This window comes from Streptomyces sp. BK340 (assembly GCF_007827595.1).
Taxonomy (GTDB): Bacteria; Actinomycetota; Actinomycetes; order Streptomycetales; family Streptomycetaceae; genus Streptomyces.
The window spans coordinates 120,649-134,895 of the sequence record NZ_VISR01000029.1 but is presented as its reverse complement, the minus strand read 5'-3'; the positions used below and the strand labels follow the sequence as shown (position 1 = coordinate 134,895).

Here is a 14,247-nt window from a genome sequence, read left to right as displayed (position 1 = left end):
CGAGCTTTGGGGGGTCTGGTGCCTCCTGATCGCCCTGTGACTGATCGTCACAGTGGCGTGACTGTCCGCTATGGCATGGTCCATCGGCTTCCGCGGCTGATGAACACCTGGGAGGGCAATTCCATCGGTTTGGCCGACGTGGCTGGACAGATGGTGTAGTTGTAGTGCCGAGGACAAGCCGTTCGTCCTATAACCGACTCGGCCCGCGTCCGCCATTTCGGGCAACGTGGGTCAAGGTGCAGAATTTAGAGGAAAGAACCGAGAAGGTTCGGTTCTCCCGAGGAGGCCGCTCATGACCGCTCGCACCCCTGATGCCGAGCCGCTGCTGACCCCGGCTGAGGTCGCCACGATGTTCCGCGTGGACCCGAAGACGGTCACGCGGTGGGCGAAGGCCGGCAAGCTCACTTCGATCCGTACGCTCGGCGGGCACCGCCGTTACCGCGAGGCCGAGGTCCGCGCTCTGCTCGCGGGCATCCCGCAGCAGCGCAGCGAGGCCTGAACAACTGAATAACCGGGCAAACCGGCTGGTCCCCCAACTGACCGAGGTGCCCGGAACCCTAGCTTCAAGCGACGCGGGACCTGCCCCAACAGGGCCCACGCCCAAGCCGAAGAGCACGTTGTAGGCAGCGACACAGGGTGCGTCGTAGATCGCGCTGGACTCCGCCGGGTCCAGCGCGATCTTTTTTGTGCGCCGACCGTGGGGGTGCCGAGGTCGCCGTGAGCGGCCTTGTCGGAGTCTGGGGAGGGCTGTCGGAACTTCTGTGCACGGTCCCTGAGTCGAGTGCAATTGCACATATTAAATTGACCAGTTGTAGGAGGGGGGTAAGTTCCACCGTTTCAAAAAGTCATGCGGTGACTCCCGTCACACGCCAGGGATCTTGTTGCCTCCGGCACCGGTGCGGTAGTGGAACCACCCCTTCCAGCGTGCCACGTCCGGGCGGGTGTTGGGTCCGCCGCCGGTCACGCGCTCCGGGGGCTGTCGTCCTTCAGGGCCTCTTCGCCCGTGTCCTCGGGTCGCGGGCCGGTGTCCATCGCCAGCCGAAGCAGGTGATGGCAGATCGGGCAGTGTCGGGTGAGGTGCCGCCGGTAGGACGAGGCGGCCGACAGATGCGCCCTGAGCAGCGCCCGTGTCTCGTGCCTGGCCGATGCCGCCATACACCACCTCCAGGGGCCGCACAGGGGGGCGGGCCCTGGTTTCTGGGTACCGGCGGAATGTGACGTCGTCAATCCCCGGGGGGCGGGCTGGGTGCAAGAAGAAAGCCCCCATCCGGATCGGATGAGGGCTTCTTCGTTGCGGTCCTGACGGGATTTGAACCCGCGGCCTCCACCTTGACAGGGTGGCGAGCACTCCAAACTGCTCCACAGGACCAGGTTTCGCGGCGCTCTGCTTGCTGCGTTGCGCTGCGAGAAGGACTGTACAGGAGGGTGAGGGTCCTGGTCGAACTCACCCTCCGTACGCGCGTGATCACGGTGCGGCGGCGTCGATCGCCTTCACGATCCGCTTGTCGGAGACCGGGTACGCCGTGCCCAGCGCGTGGGCGAAGTAGCTGACCCGGAGCTCCTCGAGCATCCAGCGGATGTCCAGGACCTGCTGCGGTACCGGCCGGCCCTGCGGGAGCTGTTCCAGCAGCCAGGCGTACTCGTCCTGCATCTCGTGGACCTTCTCCATGCGCGTGGTGTCCCGCTGGACGCCCGTCGGCATCTGCTGCAGGCGCCGGTCCGCGGCCACCAGGTAGCGCATGAGGTCGGGCAGGCGGCGTATCCCCGCCCAGGTCACGAAACCGGGCTTCACAAGGGCGTCCAGCTGCTTGCGGACGTCCGTGAGGTTCGCCAGCAGGACGGGGCTGCGGGTGGCCTTCAGACGGCGCTCACAGGCCTGCCAGGCGGCGAGGACCTGCTGCACCTGGGCGACCGTACGGACCGTCGTGTCGACGATCTCCGCCCGCACCTTGTCGTACAGCTTCCGGTACGACTCCTCGTCCCACACCGGCCCGCCGAAGTCCGCGATCAGCTTGTCGGCCGCGGCCATCGCGCAGTCGTCGAAGAGGGCCTGGATCGAGCCGTGCGGGTTGGCGGAGAGCGCCAGCTTCTGGGCGTTCGTCAGCTTCTCGGACGCGAACTTCGCCGGGTTCACCGGGATGTTGCGCAGGATGAGGCGGCGGGTGCCCTTCCACATGGCTTCCGCCTGCTCGGCCTCCGTGTCGAAGAGGCGGACCGAGACCGTGTCGCCGTCGTCCACCAGCGCCGGGTAAGCCTTCACCGGCTGTCCGGCCCGGCGGGTCTCGAAGACCCGGGTGAGCGTGCCGATCGTCCAGTCGGTCAGGCCCTTGCGCTCCAGGGACTCCCCGCCCTCGCGGGAGGCGGTCGCGGCCGCCGCCTGGGACAGGGCCTTGCGCGCCTTCGGCTTCAGCCGGAGCTTCAGCGCCTCCAGGTCCTTGTCCTCGGCGAGCCCCCGCCGCCGCTCGTCCACGATCCGGAAGGTGATCTTCAGATGGTCGGGGACCTTCGCCCAGTCGAAGTCGTCCGCCTCGAAGGGGACGCCGACCATGCGCTTCAGCTCGCGGGTCATGGTGACCGTCAGGGGCTCCTGCAGCGGCACCGCGCGCTCCAGGAACGCCTTCGCGTAGTTCGGCGCGGGCACGTAGTTGCGGCGGATCGGTTTGGGGAGGGTGCGGATCAGCTCCGTCACCACTTCCTCGCGCAGACCGGGGATCTGCCAGTCGAAGCCCTCGTCCGTGACCTGGTTGAGGACCTGCAGCGGGATGTGGACGGTCACACCGTCCGCGTCCGCGCCCGGCTCGAACTGGTAGGTCACCCGGAACTTGAGCTGCCCCTGCCGCCAGCTGTCCGGGTAGTCGGCCTTGGTGACCGCCTCCGCCGACTCCCGGATGAGCATCTCCCGCTCGAAGTCCAGGAACTCGGGCTGTTCGTGCCGCTTCCGCTTCCACCAGGAGTCGAAGTGGGCGCCGGAGACGACGTGTTCGGGCACCCGCTGGTCGTAGAAGTCGAACAGCGTCTCGTCGTCCACGACGATGTCCCGGCGCCGCGCCCGGTGCTCCAGCTCCGCCACCTCGCCGAGGAGTCTGCGGTTGTCGGCGAAGAACTTGTGGTGCGTGCGCCAGTCGCCCTCGACGAGCGCGTTGCGGATGAACAGCTGACGGGAGACCTCGGGGTCGACCCGGCCGTAGTTCACCTTCCGCTGGGCGACGATCGGGACGCCGTACAGCGTGACCTTCTCGTACGCCATCACGGCCGCCTGGTCCTTCTCCCAGTGCGGCTCGCTGTACGTCCGCTTCAGGAGATGTCCGGCGAGCGGCTCGACCCACTCCGGCTCGATCTTCGCGTTGACCCGGGCCCACAGACGGGACGTCTCCACCAGTTCGGCGGACATCACGAAGCGGGGCTGCTTCCGGAACAGTGCCGAGCCGGGGAAGATCGCGAACTTGGCGTTGCGGGCGCCCAGGTACTCGTTCTTGTTGCCGTCCTTCACGTCCTTCATCCCGATGTGGGAGAGGAGGCCGGCGAGGAGGGAGACGTGGACGCGGTCGGCGGGGGCGTCGTCCTCGTTGAGGTGGATGCCCATCTGCTTGGCGACCGTGCGCAGCTGGGTGTAGATGTCCTGCCATTCGCGAATGCGCAGGAAGTTCAGGTACTCCTGCTTGCACATCCGGCGGAAGGACGACGAGCCGCGCTCCTTCTGCTGCTCGCGGACGTACCGCCACAGGTTCAGGTAGGCGAGGAAGTCGCTGGTCTCGTCCTTGAAGCGGGCGTGCTGCTGGTCGGCCTGGGCCTGCTTCTCGGCGGGGCGCTCGCGGGGGTCCTGGATGGACAGCGCGGCCGCTATGACCATGACCTCGCGGACACAGCCGTTCTTGTCGGCCTCCAGGACCATCCGGGCAAGACGCGGGTCGACGGGCAGCTGGGCGAGCTTGCGGCCGTTGTCGGTGAGCCGCTTGCGCGGGTCCTTCTGGGCCGGGTCCAGCGCGCCCAGCTCCTGGAGCAGCTGCACGCCGTCGCGGATGTTGCGGTGGTCCGGCGGGTCGATGAAGGGGAACTTCTCGATGTCGCCGAGGCCGGCCGCGGTCATCTGGAGGATGACGGAGGCGAGGTTCGTGCGGAGGATCTCGGCGTCCGTGAACTCCGGGCGGCCGAGGAAGTCGTCCTCGGCGTAGAGCCGGATGCAGATGCCGTCGGAGGTACGCCCGCAGCGGCCCTTGCGCTGGTTGGCGCTGGCCTGGGAGATCGCCTCGATGGGCAGCCGCTGGACCTTGGTGCGGTGGCTGTACCGGCTGATCCGGGCGAAGCCGGGGTCGATGACGTACTTGATGCCGGGCACGGTGAGGGAGGTCTCGGCGACGTTGGTCGCCAGAACGATCCTGCGCCCGGTGTGCGGCTGGAAGACGCGGTGCTGCTCGGCGTGGGAGAGACGGGCGTAGAGCGGCAGGATCTCCGTGAAGCTGTACTGCTTCTTCGTCAGCGCGTCCGCCGTGTCCCGGATCTCCCGCTCACCGGAGAGGAAGACGAGGATGTCGCCCTTCCCCTCGGCCATCAGCTCTTCGACGGCGTCGGTGATCGCGGTGATCTGGTCCCGGTCGGCGTCCTCGGAGTCCTCTTCGAGGAGCGGCCGGTAACGGACCTCGACCGGATAGGTGCGGCCGCTGACCTCGATGATCGGGGCGTCGCCGAAGTGCCGGGAGAAGCGCTCGGGGTCGATGGTCGCCGAGGTGATGACGACCTTGAGATCGGGCCGCTTCGGGAGCAGCTGGGCGAGGTAGCCCAGCAGGAAGTCGATGTTGAGGGACCGCTCGTGCGCCTCGTCGATGATGATCGTGTCGTAGGCGCGCAGCTCGCGGTCGGTCTGGATCTCGGCGAGCAGGATGCCGTCCGTCATCAGCTTGACGAAGGTGGCGTCCGGGTTCACCTGGTCCGTGAAGCGGACCTTCCAGCCGACGGCCTCGCCCAGCGGGGTCCGCAGCTCCTCCGCCACCCGCTCGGCGACGGTGCGGGCCGCGATACGGCGGGGCTGGGTGTGCCCGATCATGCCGCGGACGCCGCGCCCCAGCTCCATGCAGATCTTGGGGATCTGCGTGGTCTTGCCGGACCCGGTCTCGCCGGCGACGATCACGACCTGGTGATCGCGGATGGCCTCGGCGATCTGGTCCTTCTTCTGGCTGACGGGCAGCTGCTCGGGGTACGTGACGGCGGGCACGCGGGAGCGCCGCTCGTCCATCCGGGCCTCGGCCTTGGCGATCTCGGCCTCGATCTCCACGAGGACGGCGTCGCGGGCCTCCGGCTTACGGATCTTGCGCGCGCCCTCGAGCCGCCGGCCGAGGCGGTGCGCTTCGCGCAGCGACAACTCGGTCAGGCGGTGGGCGAGGGTGCCGAGGGCGGGGGCTGGGTGCGTAGACATACGCGGTCCAGGATCGCACCTCGGGGAAATCACTGGCGAACGATTTGCCCCGGGGCGCTCAGGGCGTGCGCTGAGCGGGTGGCGCCGGCTCCGTGCGCTGGCGGCCCGACGTGTCCCCGAGGGCGATCGACTTCGCGGTGTTGGACACGGCCTTGATGCCCAGGTAGGCGGTGGTCAGGCTGGTCACCGCGGTGAACGCGGCGGTCAGCACGCCGACGATCACGGCCTTGTCCCCGTCGAGCCGCCACACCCCGAAGATCGCGACTCCGGCGATGGCGAGATTGCTCACGACGACCGCGAGCAGCCCGTAGCGCGCACGGTCCTTCTCCAGCTCCGTGTCCCGAATGGCTCTGGCCTCGTCCCGGCTCATCGTCCTGCCCCCGACGGTCCCGCCCGATCATCCAGAACGTAGCGCTGCCGGGGTCACCTGCCAAGAGTCCGCCCGGTCAGCCCCGCAGCTCCGCCAGCCGGGCGTCCACCTGCGCCCGGTCGTACCCCCGTCGGGCGATGTCGAACACGGGCGGTGCCCCGGGCGCGGTGCCGGCGGCCAGCCCGGCCAGGTAGGCGTCGACCTGTGCCCGGTCGTATCCCCGTCGCACGATGTCGAAGCCCCGGAAGTCCTCTGCCACCTCTGCCTCCCCCAGTGCCGGAACGGCGAAGGCCCCGTTCAGCTGAACGGGGCCGCACCGGCAGCCTTCGCCGTCGGCGCAGCCGCCGTCAAGCAGGGTAGTCGCGGACCATACGAGAACACCCCCTCCGGAATCTCCCGGAGGGGGTGTCTGCCCTCATGGGGCGATTGTGGCTGGGGCCGGGGTCGAACCGGCGACCTATCGCTTTTCAGGCGATCGCTCGTACCAACTGAGCTACCCAGCCACGAGGCTTCCGGGGAAACCTCAGCGGTCCTGACGGGATTTGAACCCGCGGCCTCCACCTTGACAGGGTGGCGAGCACTCCAAACTGCTCCACAGGACCAAGCGTTTGTGTGCAACAGTGTCGCACGCGGTGTTGCGCGCCCCATGGTGTGTCCCTGCTCACGGTGGTCAAGTCGGGCGCGGCCTACGTCCCGATCGATCCCGATCGACCCCGACTACCCGGCCCGGCGTTCAGTTCCTTTCGGCCGATGCCATCCGCCGGATCTCGTCCACGAGTTCCGCTTGGCGCAGCGCGTCCTGGGCGTGATCCTCGAACCCGTCCCCGGACAGCGCCGTCGCGGCGAAGCAGCGCATGGCGAGAGCGAACTGGTCGGCGGCGGGCAACCGCAGCTCCTCGGCCTCGCCCCCGCGCTCGATCCTGATCACCGGCGTGTGCCCGGGCGGAGGAGTGAAGGCCCGGTCCACCCGGATCACCCCTTCGCTGCCCCATACCTCGTAGGCGCACTGGTAGGCGTTGTCCAGCCCGAACGTCAGCTGCGCCACGGTCCCGCCCGGGGTGCGCAGGAGAGCGGCGCCGCCGACATCCACACCCCGGGCCGGGTCGTGGGTGAGCACCGCGCCCATCACGGCCGGCGGCCCGTCCAGCAGGAGCCGGGCCGCGCGCAGCGGATATCCCGCGACGTCGAGCAGGGCACCGCCGCCCAGCGCGGCCTGGTAGCGGATGTCGTCGTCGGGCCGTCGCGGGATGGTGAAGGCGGCGTGAAACGCCCGGGGTGCGCCGATCGCGCCCTCGGCCACCAGTCTCCGCACCTCGGCGTGGAGCGGGTGCCGGACGAACATGAAGTTCTCCATGAGCAGCAGACCGCGTTCGCGAGCTGTCGTCACCAGCGCGGCAGTCGCCTCCGCGCTGGTGGTCAGGGGCTTCTCCGCCAGTACGTGCTTGCCGGCCCGCAGTGCCTTGTCCGCCCATTCGGCGTGCAGTCCGGAGGGCAGCGGGATGTACACCGCGTCGATGTCCGTACGGGCGAGCAGCGCGTCGTAGCCTTCGACCGCGTCGCAGTGGAACCGTTCGGCGAAGGTCCGCGCTTTTGCCCCGTCTCGGGAGGCCACAGCCGCCAGGCGGACCCCTGGGGTCGTGAGCAACGCCGGAATGCCCCTTCGCAGGGCGATGTCGGCGCACCCGAGCACACCTACCCCGAGCACCGCGCTCTCCTCTGTCATGCCGCCACCTCGGTCGCTTCCGCCGTCCTGGTTCCCGTGCCACCCGGGCCGCCAGGGGTGCGCCGATCCTCGGCCGGAGGATTCGAGCCCGCGTAGGGGCCCGCTCAAAGACGGCTGCCTACGCTCCCCGTCATGGAGATCACACCTCTTCGCGTGCCCGACAGCTTCCTCATCGAGCCACGTCAACTGCGGGACGAGCGGGGCTGCTTCTACGAGTCCTTCTCGTACGAGGCGCTCGCCGCAGTCGGCCATCCCCGACCGCTGGCACAGGTCAACTACTCGGTCTCCCGGCGCGGTGTGGTCCGGGGGATCCATGGCGTGCTGCTGCCGCCCGGCCAGGCGAAGGTCGTGAGCTGTCCACGCGGCGCGGTCCGCGACTTCGTTGTCGATCTGCGGCTGGGCTCACCTACGTTCGGCCGGTACGACACGACCCTTCTGGACGCCGAATCGGGCCGGTCGGTGTACATCGCGGAGGGGCTCGGCCACGGTTTCGTGGCCCTCACGGACGACACCCTGGTGAGCTACCTCTGTTCGTCCGGCTATGTGCCTGGCACCCAGCTCGACATCAACCCCTTCGACTCCTCCCTCGCCCTGCCCTGGGACGTGGCGGGCGAGCCGATCGTCTCGGCCAAGGACGCCGCCGCGCCCACGGTCGAGGAAGCCACCCGGGCCGGGCTTCTGGCCACGTACGAGGAGTGCCAGGAGCTCTACGAGCAGTTCGCTCGTGAGGACCGGTCCGCTTCGAACGGTTCTCCAACCGCACCCCCGACCATCGGTCCGTCGGCCGCCGCGGCGCTGTGAGGACGGGGCGGCCTCAAGCAGGTGCCTTGAGCAGGCACGACAGGGAGATACTCATGACCGATGACGCGGCCGATGACGGCCTCCGCCTTACCCGCTCGGCCCTTGCCGCCGAATCCCCGCTGACCTCCGACGACGCGCTGGAGTCCTGGCTCCGCGAGCGGGCGGTGGCGCATGACTTCGACGTGACCCTCAGTGCGCTGAGCGAACTCGACGGCTGGTTCTTCGAGCCCGAGTACGGCGACCTGGTCCACCGGAGCGGCCGGTTCTTCTCCATCGAGGGCCTGCGGGTGAACGTCGGGGAGAGCGGGTGGGACCAGCCCATCATCAACCAGCCCGAGACCGGGATCCTGGGCATCCTGGTCAAGGAGTTCGACGGGGTCCTGCACTGCCTCATGCAGGCGAAGATGGAGCCCGGGAACGTCAATGTGATCCAGCTGTCGCCCACGGTGCAGGCCACCCACAGCAACTACACCGGGGTCCACGGTGGTCAGCCGACGCCGTACGTCGAGTACTTCCGCGCCCCGCGCCCCGGGCGCGTGCTGGTCGACACGCTCCAGTCCGAACAGGGCTCCTGGTTCCTGCGCAAACGCAACCGCAACATCGTCGTGGAGACCACTGAGGACGTACCGGAGCACGAGGACTACCGCTGGCTCACGCTCGGCCAGGTTCTGCGGCTGCTGACCGTGGACAACGCCGTCAACATGGACGCGCGCACGGTCCTGTCGTGCATGCCGTTCGCCGCGCCGCCGGAGTCCGGGACCGAGGACGGTTACCGGGCGGCGCTGCGCCGCTCGATCGACCACGCCCCCGGCCGCCACAGCACCCAGGAGGTTCTCGGCTTGCTGACCGAGCAGCGCGTCGTGCAGCGCCATGTGCAGCGCCGCATACCGCTCGGCCAGGTCGCGGGCTGGGACTGCTCCGACAAGGAGATCACTCATGAGGACGGCCGGTATTTCCGGATCGTCGGCGCCCATGTGAAGGCGGCCAACCGGGAGGTCGGGCGCTGGTCGCAGCCGCTGCTCGAACCGCGCGGGCCGGAGGTGTCGGCCTTTCTGACCAAGGAGTTCGACGGGGTGCTGCACCTTCTCGCCCGGGCGCGGACCGAGGCCGGTTCGCTCGCCGGGGCGGAGCTGGCCCCGACCGTTCAGTGCAGCCCCGGTGATCTCCGGGGCCTGTCCTCGCCTCCCTATCTGGAGGAGGTGCTCGCCGCGACCGGCGACCGCGTGCGCTACGACTCCACGCAGTCGGAGGAAGGCGGCCGTTTCTATCACGCGCAGAACCGCTATCTCATCGTCGAGGCGGGCGAGGACACCCCTGCCGACGCCCCCGACGGCTTCCTCTGGATCACCGTCGGGCAGGCCATGGACCTGCTGAAGCACAGCAATTACCTGAACGTGCAGGCGCGCAGTCTCATCGCCGCCCTGCACACCACCTGGTAGCGGGCGGCGCCCGCGCGATCGCTGCTCCAATCGCCCTCCAACGCCCGGCCACACCATCGTCATCGCACCGACGAACTCCATGGAAAGGGCAGGCATGACGAGGCTGGGACTCGAAGGGCGTGTCGCCCTGGTGACCGGGGCGACGCGGGGACTGGGCCTGGCGACTGCGCGGAAGCTGTGCGCCGCCGGATGCCACGTGTACCTCAACTACGGGCACTCCTGCGCCGATGCGGACGCCGCTGTGGCCTCACTCGGGCAGCTCGGCGGTACCGCCACCGCGCTCAAGGCCGACGTCTCGCGGCCTGAGGGGATGCGGACCGCGATCGAGCAGGTGGCCAAGGACCACGGTTCCCTGGACGTCTTCGTGCACAACACCTCGTTCCTGCGGCCCATGCGGGCGGCCGAGCCGGATCTCGACGGTTTCCAGGACACCCTGGAGGTGTCGCTCGTCCCTCTGCTGAGCGCGGCGCCCGCACTCGCCGAGGCGATGACCAAGGGCTCCGGCAGGATCGTGGCGGTCTCCAGCTCCGGCGCCGGACGGGTCGTGCCGGGCTACGTCGGTCTGGGGGTCGCGAAGGCGGGCCTGGAAAGCTTCGTGCGCTACCTCGCCGTCGAGCTCGCGCCCCATGGCATCGCAGTCAACGCGGTGTCCACAGCCAAGCTGGACAAGGGCGAGGCGACGACGGCATCGGAGGCGGCGCGCGTGCTGGCCACCCGTACACCTGCCGGACGACTGACCACACCCAGCGATGTGGCCGACGCCATCGCCCTGCTGTGCACCGACGAGGCCGCCTGGATCCAGGGCCAGACCGTCACCGTGGACGGTGGCCTGGGGCTCCGCGCCTGAGGCGCGGTGGGGGAGACTGAGTTGAACGAGATCAAGACGGACTTCTGCATCGTGGGAGGCGGCCCCGCCGGGCTCGCCCTGGCGCTCATGCTGCTGCGCTCGGGCGCCCGCGTGCTGGTCGCCGAGCGGTCCCTTTCCCTCGAACGCGAGTACCGCGGCGAGATACTCCAGCCCGGTGGGCTGCTGCTGCTCGACCAGCTCGGGGTTCTGGACGGCGCCCAGAACCGGGGGTGTTTCCGGCACTCCAAGTTCCGGTTGGTCGAGGGCGACCGTACCCAGCTCGACATCGACTACCGCAAGCTCCCGGAGCCGTACAACTACCTCCTGAGCATTCCCCAGCGGCATCTGCTCAGCGAGCTCCTTGACCGGTGCCGTGCATACGAGGGCTTCACCCTGCTCGCCGGGGGCAAGGCCAGCGCGCTGCTGGAGGAGGGCGGAGCGGTCAGGGGGATCGTGGCCAAGGGCCCCGAGGGCGAGTTCACCGTCCACTCCCACTGTGTGATCGGCGCGGACGGCCGCTACTCGAAGATCCGGCGGCTGGCCGACATCGAACACGAGCGGAACGACGTCTTCGACTTCGACGTCCTGTGGTTCAAACTCCCCGCTCCGCCGCCCACGGACCGCGATCCGGATGTGCAGATCTTCCGCTACGAAGGCAGCCCGGTCATCGTCTACCACTCCTGGCCCGGCAGTGTGCAGATCGGCTGGACCCTTCCCCACAAGGGCTACCGGGAGGTCGCGAAGCACGGCATCGAGCACGTGCGGGAGGAGATCGCCAGAGCGGTCCCGCCCTACGCCGGTCTGATCCGCTCCGGGCTCACCAGCCTGCACGACCTCACGCTCCTGGACGTTTTCGCGGGTGCGGCGAAGAGCTGGGTGCGCGACGGGCTTGTTCTCGCCGGTGACAGCGCCCACACCCACAGCCCGCTCGGCGCCCAGGGCATCAACCTCGCCCTCCAGGACGCGGCGCTCCTGCACCCCGTCCTCATGGAGTCGCTGCGCGAGGGCACCGCCGACGCAGGCTTCCTCCGGCGCTACGAGGACGCTCGCCGTGGCGACATCGACACGGTGATGCGGATGCAGGTGATGCAGGCCAAGGGGATGTTCGCGCAGGGCAGCGGTCCCGCGGCCGTGCTGCGGCCGCTGATCGGCAAGCTCATCACCAAGACCCCCATCGGCATGAAGATCACCCGCCGGATCGCCTACGGCCCCACGCCGGTACGGGTGCGGACCGACCTCTTCACGACCGACTGACCCATCCCCCGATCCGACTGACCGAAGGAGTCAGAATGCGCTTGATCGATCTTTCCTCACCGGTCGACGCGGCCGGCTGGGAGCCCGAGCCGATCTCCCACACGGTCATGACCCCGGCCGAGGGCGCCGTGCACATGAGCGAGGAGATGCGCGAGCACTTCGGCATCGACTTCGACCCGTCGGTGCTGCCCGACGGCGAGCTGCTCTCCATCGACACCCTGAGCCTGACCACGCACACCGGGACGCATATCGACGCGCCGTCCCACTACGGGTCGAAGGGGCCCGACGGGGCGCCGCGCCACATCGACGAGATGCCGCTGGAGTGGTTCCACAACCCGGGCGTCGTCCTGGACCTGACCGGCCTGGAGCCGGGTGCGGTGGACGCCTCGTACGTGGAGAAGGAGCTGGCCTCCATCGGCTACACGCCCAGCGCACTCGACATCGTGCTGCTGAAGACGGGCGCCTCGGAGCTTGTGGGTACCCCGAAGTACTTCACCGACTTCGTCGGGCTCGACCGCTCGGCCGTGCACCTTCTCCTCGACATGGGCGTGCGGGTCATCGGCACCGACGCCTTCAGCCTGGACGCGCCGTTCACCAACATGATCGAGCGCTATCAGGCCGGCGGGGACCGCGGGGTGCTGTGGCCCGCCCACTTCGCGGGCCGGGAGCGCGAGTACTGCCAGATCGAACGGCTGGCGAATCTCGACGCGCTGCCGAGTTTCGGTTTCACCGTGTCCTGCTTCCCCATCAAGATCGTCGGTGCGGGGGCGGGCTGGACCCGTGCCGTCGCGATGATCGAGGACTGAGGCCGACCGCGGCGGCGGCCCGCCCCTGACGGAGAGATCCGGGGGCGGGCCGCTGCCGTGTGCCTCAGGCGCGCAGCGCGGCCTCGCGGAGGTCGCGCCGTACGATCTTCCCGTTGGGCGAACGCGGGATGGCCTCCACGGCCGTGACGCGCTCGATCCGCTCGTAGTACGGCACCTGGCCGTTGACGAAGGCCGCGACCTCCTCGACCGGCGTGGCAGGGTCCGACAGGACGACGAGCGCATGGGCGACGGCGCCGCTCTGCTCGTGCGGGTAGTCGAAGACCACGCACTCGCGCACGGCCGGATGGCGGGCCAGCACGCGCTCGATCTCCGTGGGCGACACCAGCCAGTTGTCGTGCTTGAACACGTCCTTGAGCCGATCCACGAGGAAGAGCCGGCCCTCCTCGTCCTGGTAGCCGAGGTCGCCGGTGGAGAACCAGCCGTCGGCGTCCAGCGGCGACGGCAGACCGAGGTATCCCTTCATCAGCTGCGGGCCCCGGACCTGAACCTCGCCCTTCTCGCCCGCCTCCAGTGTCGTCCGGAGGTCGACGTCGACGATCCGGCATTCGGTGTCGCCGACGACGTGCCCGACAGAACCCGGCACCGGAGCGTCAAGACGGTCGGAGTGTGTCAGCGGAGACGTCTCGGCCAGTCCGTACCCCTGGGCCACCGGAACGCCGAAGTGGGCGGAGAGCGTGCTCGCGGCGGCCACCGGCAGGGCCGCGCCGCCGGACTGGATGCCCCGGACGGTCGTCAGCGCCAGACCGGGCAGCCGGGGGTCCTCGGCCAGTCTGATCAGTCGCACGGGCAGGCTGTAGTAATGGGTCGCGCCGTGCCGGTTGGCCATCTCGACCGCCACCGCCGAGTCGGGCGCGGCGCACAGGATCTGCTCCGCGACCGCGTGCACGCCCGCGTTGAGATGCATCGGGTGGAAGTTCGGCAGGTGGTTGAGCATCTTCGAGTCGGCGTCCAGGCCGTGTGCGTCGGCGATCTGGGCGGCGTTGACCACCAGGTTGCGGTGCGTGAGCTGCACGCCCTTCGACGGGCCGGTGGTCCCGCTGGTGAACTGGACGCACACCACGTCGTCCGGATCGTGGTCCTTGCGGGCTCTGGCGGCGGGGCCGTCTGCGTCGGCGCGCAGCAGTTCGTCGAAGGCGGGGCTGCCGAACTCGATCAGCCGCTCCACGGCCGGGGGCAGGCCCTCGGCGTCCTCACCGAGCCGCTGGGCGACCTCGGGGGTGGAGATCAGCACCCTGGCCGCGGACAGGGTGAGCACGTGCCGCAGGGCGGCACCGCGCAGCAGTGGGTTCACGATCGCGGCGACGCACCGGGCGCGCGCGATGCCGTAGTACGCGGCCGCGAACGCCGGGTCGAGCGTGGAGACAAGGGCGACCACGTCACCGGGCTCGGTGAACCGGGACAGCCCCGCCGCACACGAGCTCGCGGCCGCGTCCAGCTCACGAAAGGTGACGGTGCGGTCCGCGGTGACGATGGCGGCCCGGTCCGGCGCTTCCTCGGCGGCGTCGAACAGCAGCGCGTCCAGCGATCGGTCTGATCTGGCGGACACCATGAATCGGACTCCTTCTCACAGAAGCGA

Annotated in this window: 12 protein-coding genes and 3 tRNA genes; 6 read left to right on the top strand and 9 right to left on the bottom strand. The window is 69.3% G+C overall.

The features are described 5' to 3' along the window. The first annotated feature begins 292 nt into the window (after positions 1-292). Positions 293-499, top strand: a complete 207-nt coding sequence (gene bldC, locus FB157_RS37585) for a developmental transcriptional regulator BldC (protein WP_003949541.1) — start codon at positions 293-295, stop codon at positions 497-499. Positions 500-960: 461 nt separating this feature from the next. Here the strand turns inward: bldC and FB157_RS37580 are convergent, their stop codons facing one another. The 8 genes from FB157_RS37580 to FB157_RS37545 form a co-directional block, all read right to left on the bottom strand. Next, the gene (locus tag FB157_RS37580; protein ID WP_145885212.1) at positions 961-1,155 is read right to left on the bottom strand and encodes a DUF6274 family protein; all 195 of its coding nucleotides are present in this window, start codon (positions 1,153-1,155) and stop codon (positions 961-963) included. Positions 1,156-1,294: 139 nt separating this feature from the next. Continuing rightward, positions 1,295-1,369: transfer RNA gene (locus FB157_RS37575), tRNA-Asp, on the bottom strand. A gap of 96 nt (positions 1,370-1,465) precedes the next feature. Then, a complete protein-coding gene (gene hrpA, locus FB157_RS37570; protein WP_145885211.1) occupies positions 1,466-5,410 on the bottom strand; it encodes an ATP-dependent RNA helicase HrpA in 3,945 nt (1,314 codons plus the stop codon). Between the two features lie 58 nt (positions 5,411-5,468). Then, on the bottom strand, positions 5,469-5,780 hold the full coding sequence (locus FB157_RS37565) for a hypothetical protein (protein ID WP_186581868.1): 312 nt from the start codon (positions 5,778-5,780) through the stop codon (positions 5,469-5,471). A gap of 76 nt (positions 5,781-5,856) precedes the next feature. Beyond that, the gene (locus tag FB157_RS37560; RefSeq protein ID WP_186581867.1) at positions 5,857-6,039 is read right to left on the bottom strand and encodes a DivIVA domain-containing protein; all 183 of its coding nucleotides are present in this window, start codon (positions 6,037-6,039) and stop codon (positions 5,857-5,859) included. A gap of 170 nt (positions 6,040-6,209) precedes the next feature. Further along, a tRNA-Phe gene (locus tag FB157_RS37555) sits at positions 6,210-6,283 on the bottom strand. 24 nt (positions 6,284-6,307) lie between these two features. Beyond that, positions 6,308-6,382 (bottom strand) — tRNA-Asp (locus FB157_RS37550). Between the two features lie 131 nt (positions 6,383-6,513). Then, positions 6,514-7,503, bottom strand: a complete 990-nt coding sequence (locus FB157_RS37545) for a Gfo/Idh/MocA family protein (RefSeq protein ID WP_145885209.1) — start codon at positions 7,501-7,503, stop codon at positions 6,514-6,516. Positions 7,504-7,635: 132 nt separating this feature from the next. On the opposite strand from FB157_RS37545, the gene FB157_RS37540 reads away from it, so the two are divergent. From FB157_RS37540 to FB157_RS37520, 5 genes are all read left to right on the top strand, one after another. Continuing rightward, entirely contained in the window at positions 7,636-8,304 is a 669-nt protein-coding gene (locus FB157_RS37540; protein WP_145885208.1) for a dTDP-4-dehydrorhamnose 3,5-epimerase family protein, read from the top strand. A 53-nt stretch (positions 8,305-8,357) separates the two neighbouring features. Then, positions 8,358-9,743, top strand: a complete 1,386-nt coding sequence (locus tag FB157_RS37535; protein ID WP_145885207.1) for an NDP-hexose 2,3-dehydratase family protein — start codon at positions 8,358-8,360, stop codon at positions 9,741-9,743. A 94-nt stretch (positions 9,744-9,837) separates the two neighbouring features. Beyond that, positions 9,838-10,590 carry an SDR family oxidoreductase gene (locus FB157_RS37530; RefSeq protein ID WP_145885206.1) on the top strand — a complete coding sequence of 251 codons (753 nt, stop codon included), beginning with the start codon at positions 9,838-9,840 and terminating at the stop codon, positions 10,588-10,590. A 21-nt stretch (positions 10,591-10,611) separates the two neighbouring features. Then, positions 10,612-11,844 (top strand): FAD-dependent monooxygenase, encoded by a 1,233-nt coding sequence (locus FB157_RS37525; RefSeq protein WP_145885205.1) that lies wholly within the window; start codon positions 10,612-10,614, stop codon positions 11,842-11,844. A 35-nt stretch (positions 11,845-11,879) separates the two neighbouring features. Beyond that, positions 11,880-12,650 (top strand): cyclase family protein, encoded by a 771-nt coding sequence (locus FB157_RS37520; RefSeq protein WP_145885204.1) that lies wholly within the window; start codon positions 11,880-11,882, stop codon positions 12,648-12,650. Positions 12,651-12,714: 64 nt separating this feature from the next. Here FB157_RS37520 and FB157_RS37515 read toward each other — a convergent pair whose 3' ends face one another. Next, positions 12,715-14,220, bottom strand: a complete 1,506-nt coding sequence (locus FB157_RS37515) for a class I adenylate-forming enzyme family protein (RefSeq protein ID WP_145885203.1) — start codon at positions 14,218-14,220, stop codon at positions 12,715-12,717. Positions 14,221-14,247 lie beyond the last annotated feature (27 nt).

Coding starts and splice junctions, on each gene's coding strand:
- bldC (WP_003949541.1), top strand. CDS start 293: ATGACCGCTCGCACCCCTGATGCCGAGCCGCTGCTGACCCCGGCTGAG.
- FB157_RS37580 (WP_145885212.1), bottom strand. CDS start 1,155: ATGGCGGCATCGGCCAGGCACGAGACACGGGCGCTGCTCAGGGCGCAT.
- hrpA (WP_145885211.1), bottom strand. CDS start 5,410: ATGTCTACGCACCCAGCCCCCGCCCTCGGCACCCTCGCCCACCGCCTG.
- FB157_RS37565 (WP_186581868.1), bottom strand. CDS start 5,780: ATGAGCCGGGACGAGGCCAGAGCCATTCGGGACACGGAGCTGGAGAAG.
- FB157_RS37545 (WP_145885209.1), bottom strand. CDS start 7,503: ATGACAGAGGAGAGCGCGGTGCTCGGGGTAGGTGTGCTCGGGTGCGCC.
- FB157_RS37540 (WP_145885208.1), top strand. CDS start 7,636: ATGGAGATCACACCTCTTCGCGTGCCCGACAGCTTCCTCATCGAGCCA.
- FB157_RS37535 (WP_145885207.1), top strand. CDS start 8,358: ATGACCGATGACGCGGCCGATGACGGCCTCCGCCTTACCCGCTCGGCC.
- FB157_RS37530 (WP_145885206.1), top strand. CDS start 9,838: ATGACGAGGCTGGGACTCGAAGGGCGTGTCGCCCTGGTGACCGGGGCG.
- FB157_RS37520 (WP_145885204.1), top strand. CDS start 11,880: ATGCGCTTGATCGATCTTTCCTCACCGGTCGACGCGGCCGGCTGGGAG.
- FB157_RS37515 (WP_145885203.1), bottom strand. CDS start 14,220: ATGGTGTCCGCCAGATCAGACCGATCGCTGGACGCGCTGCTGTTCGAC.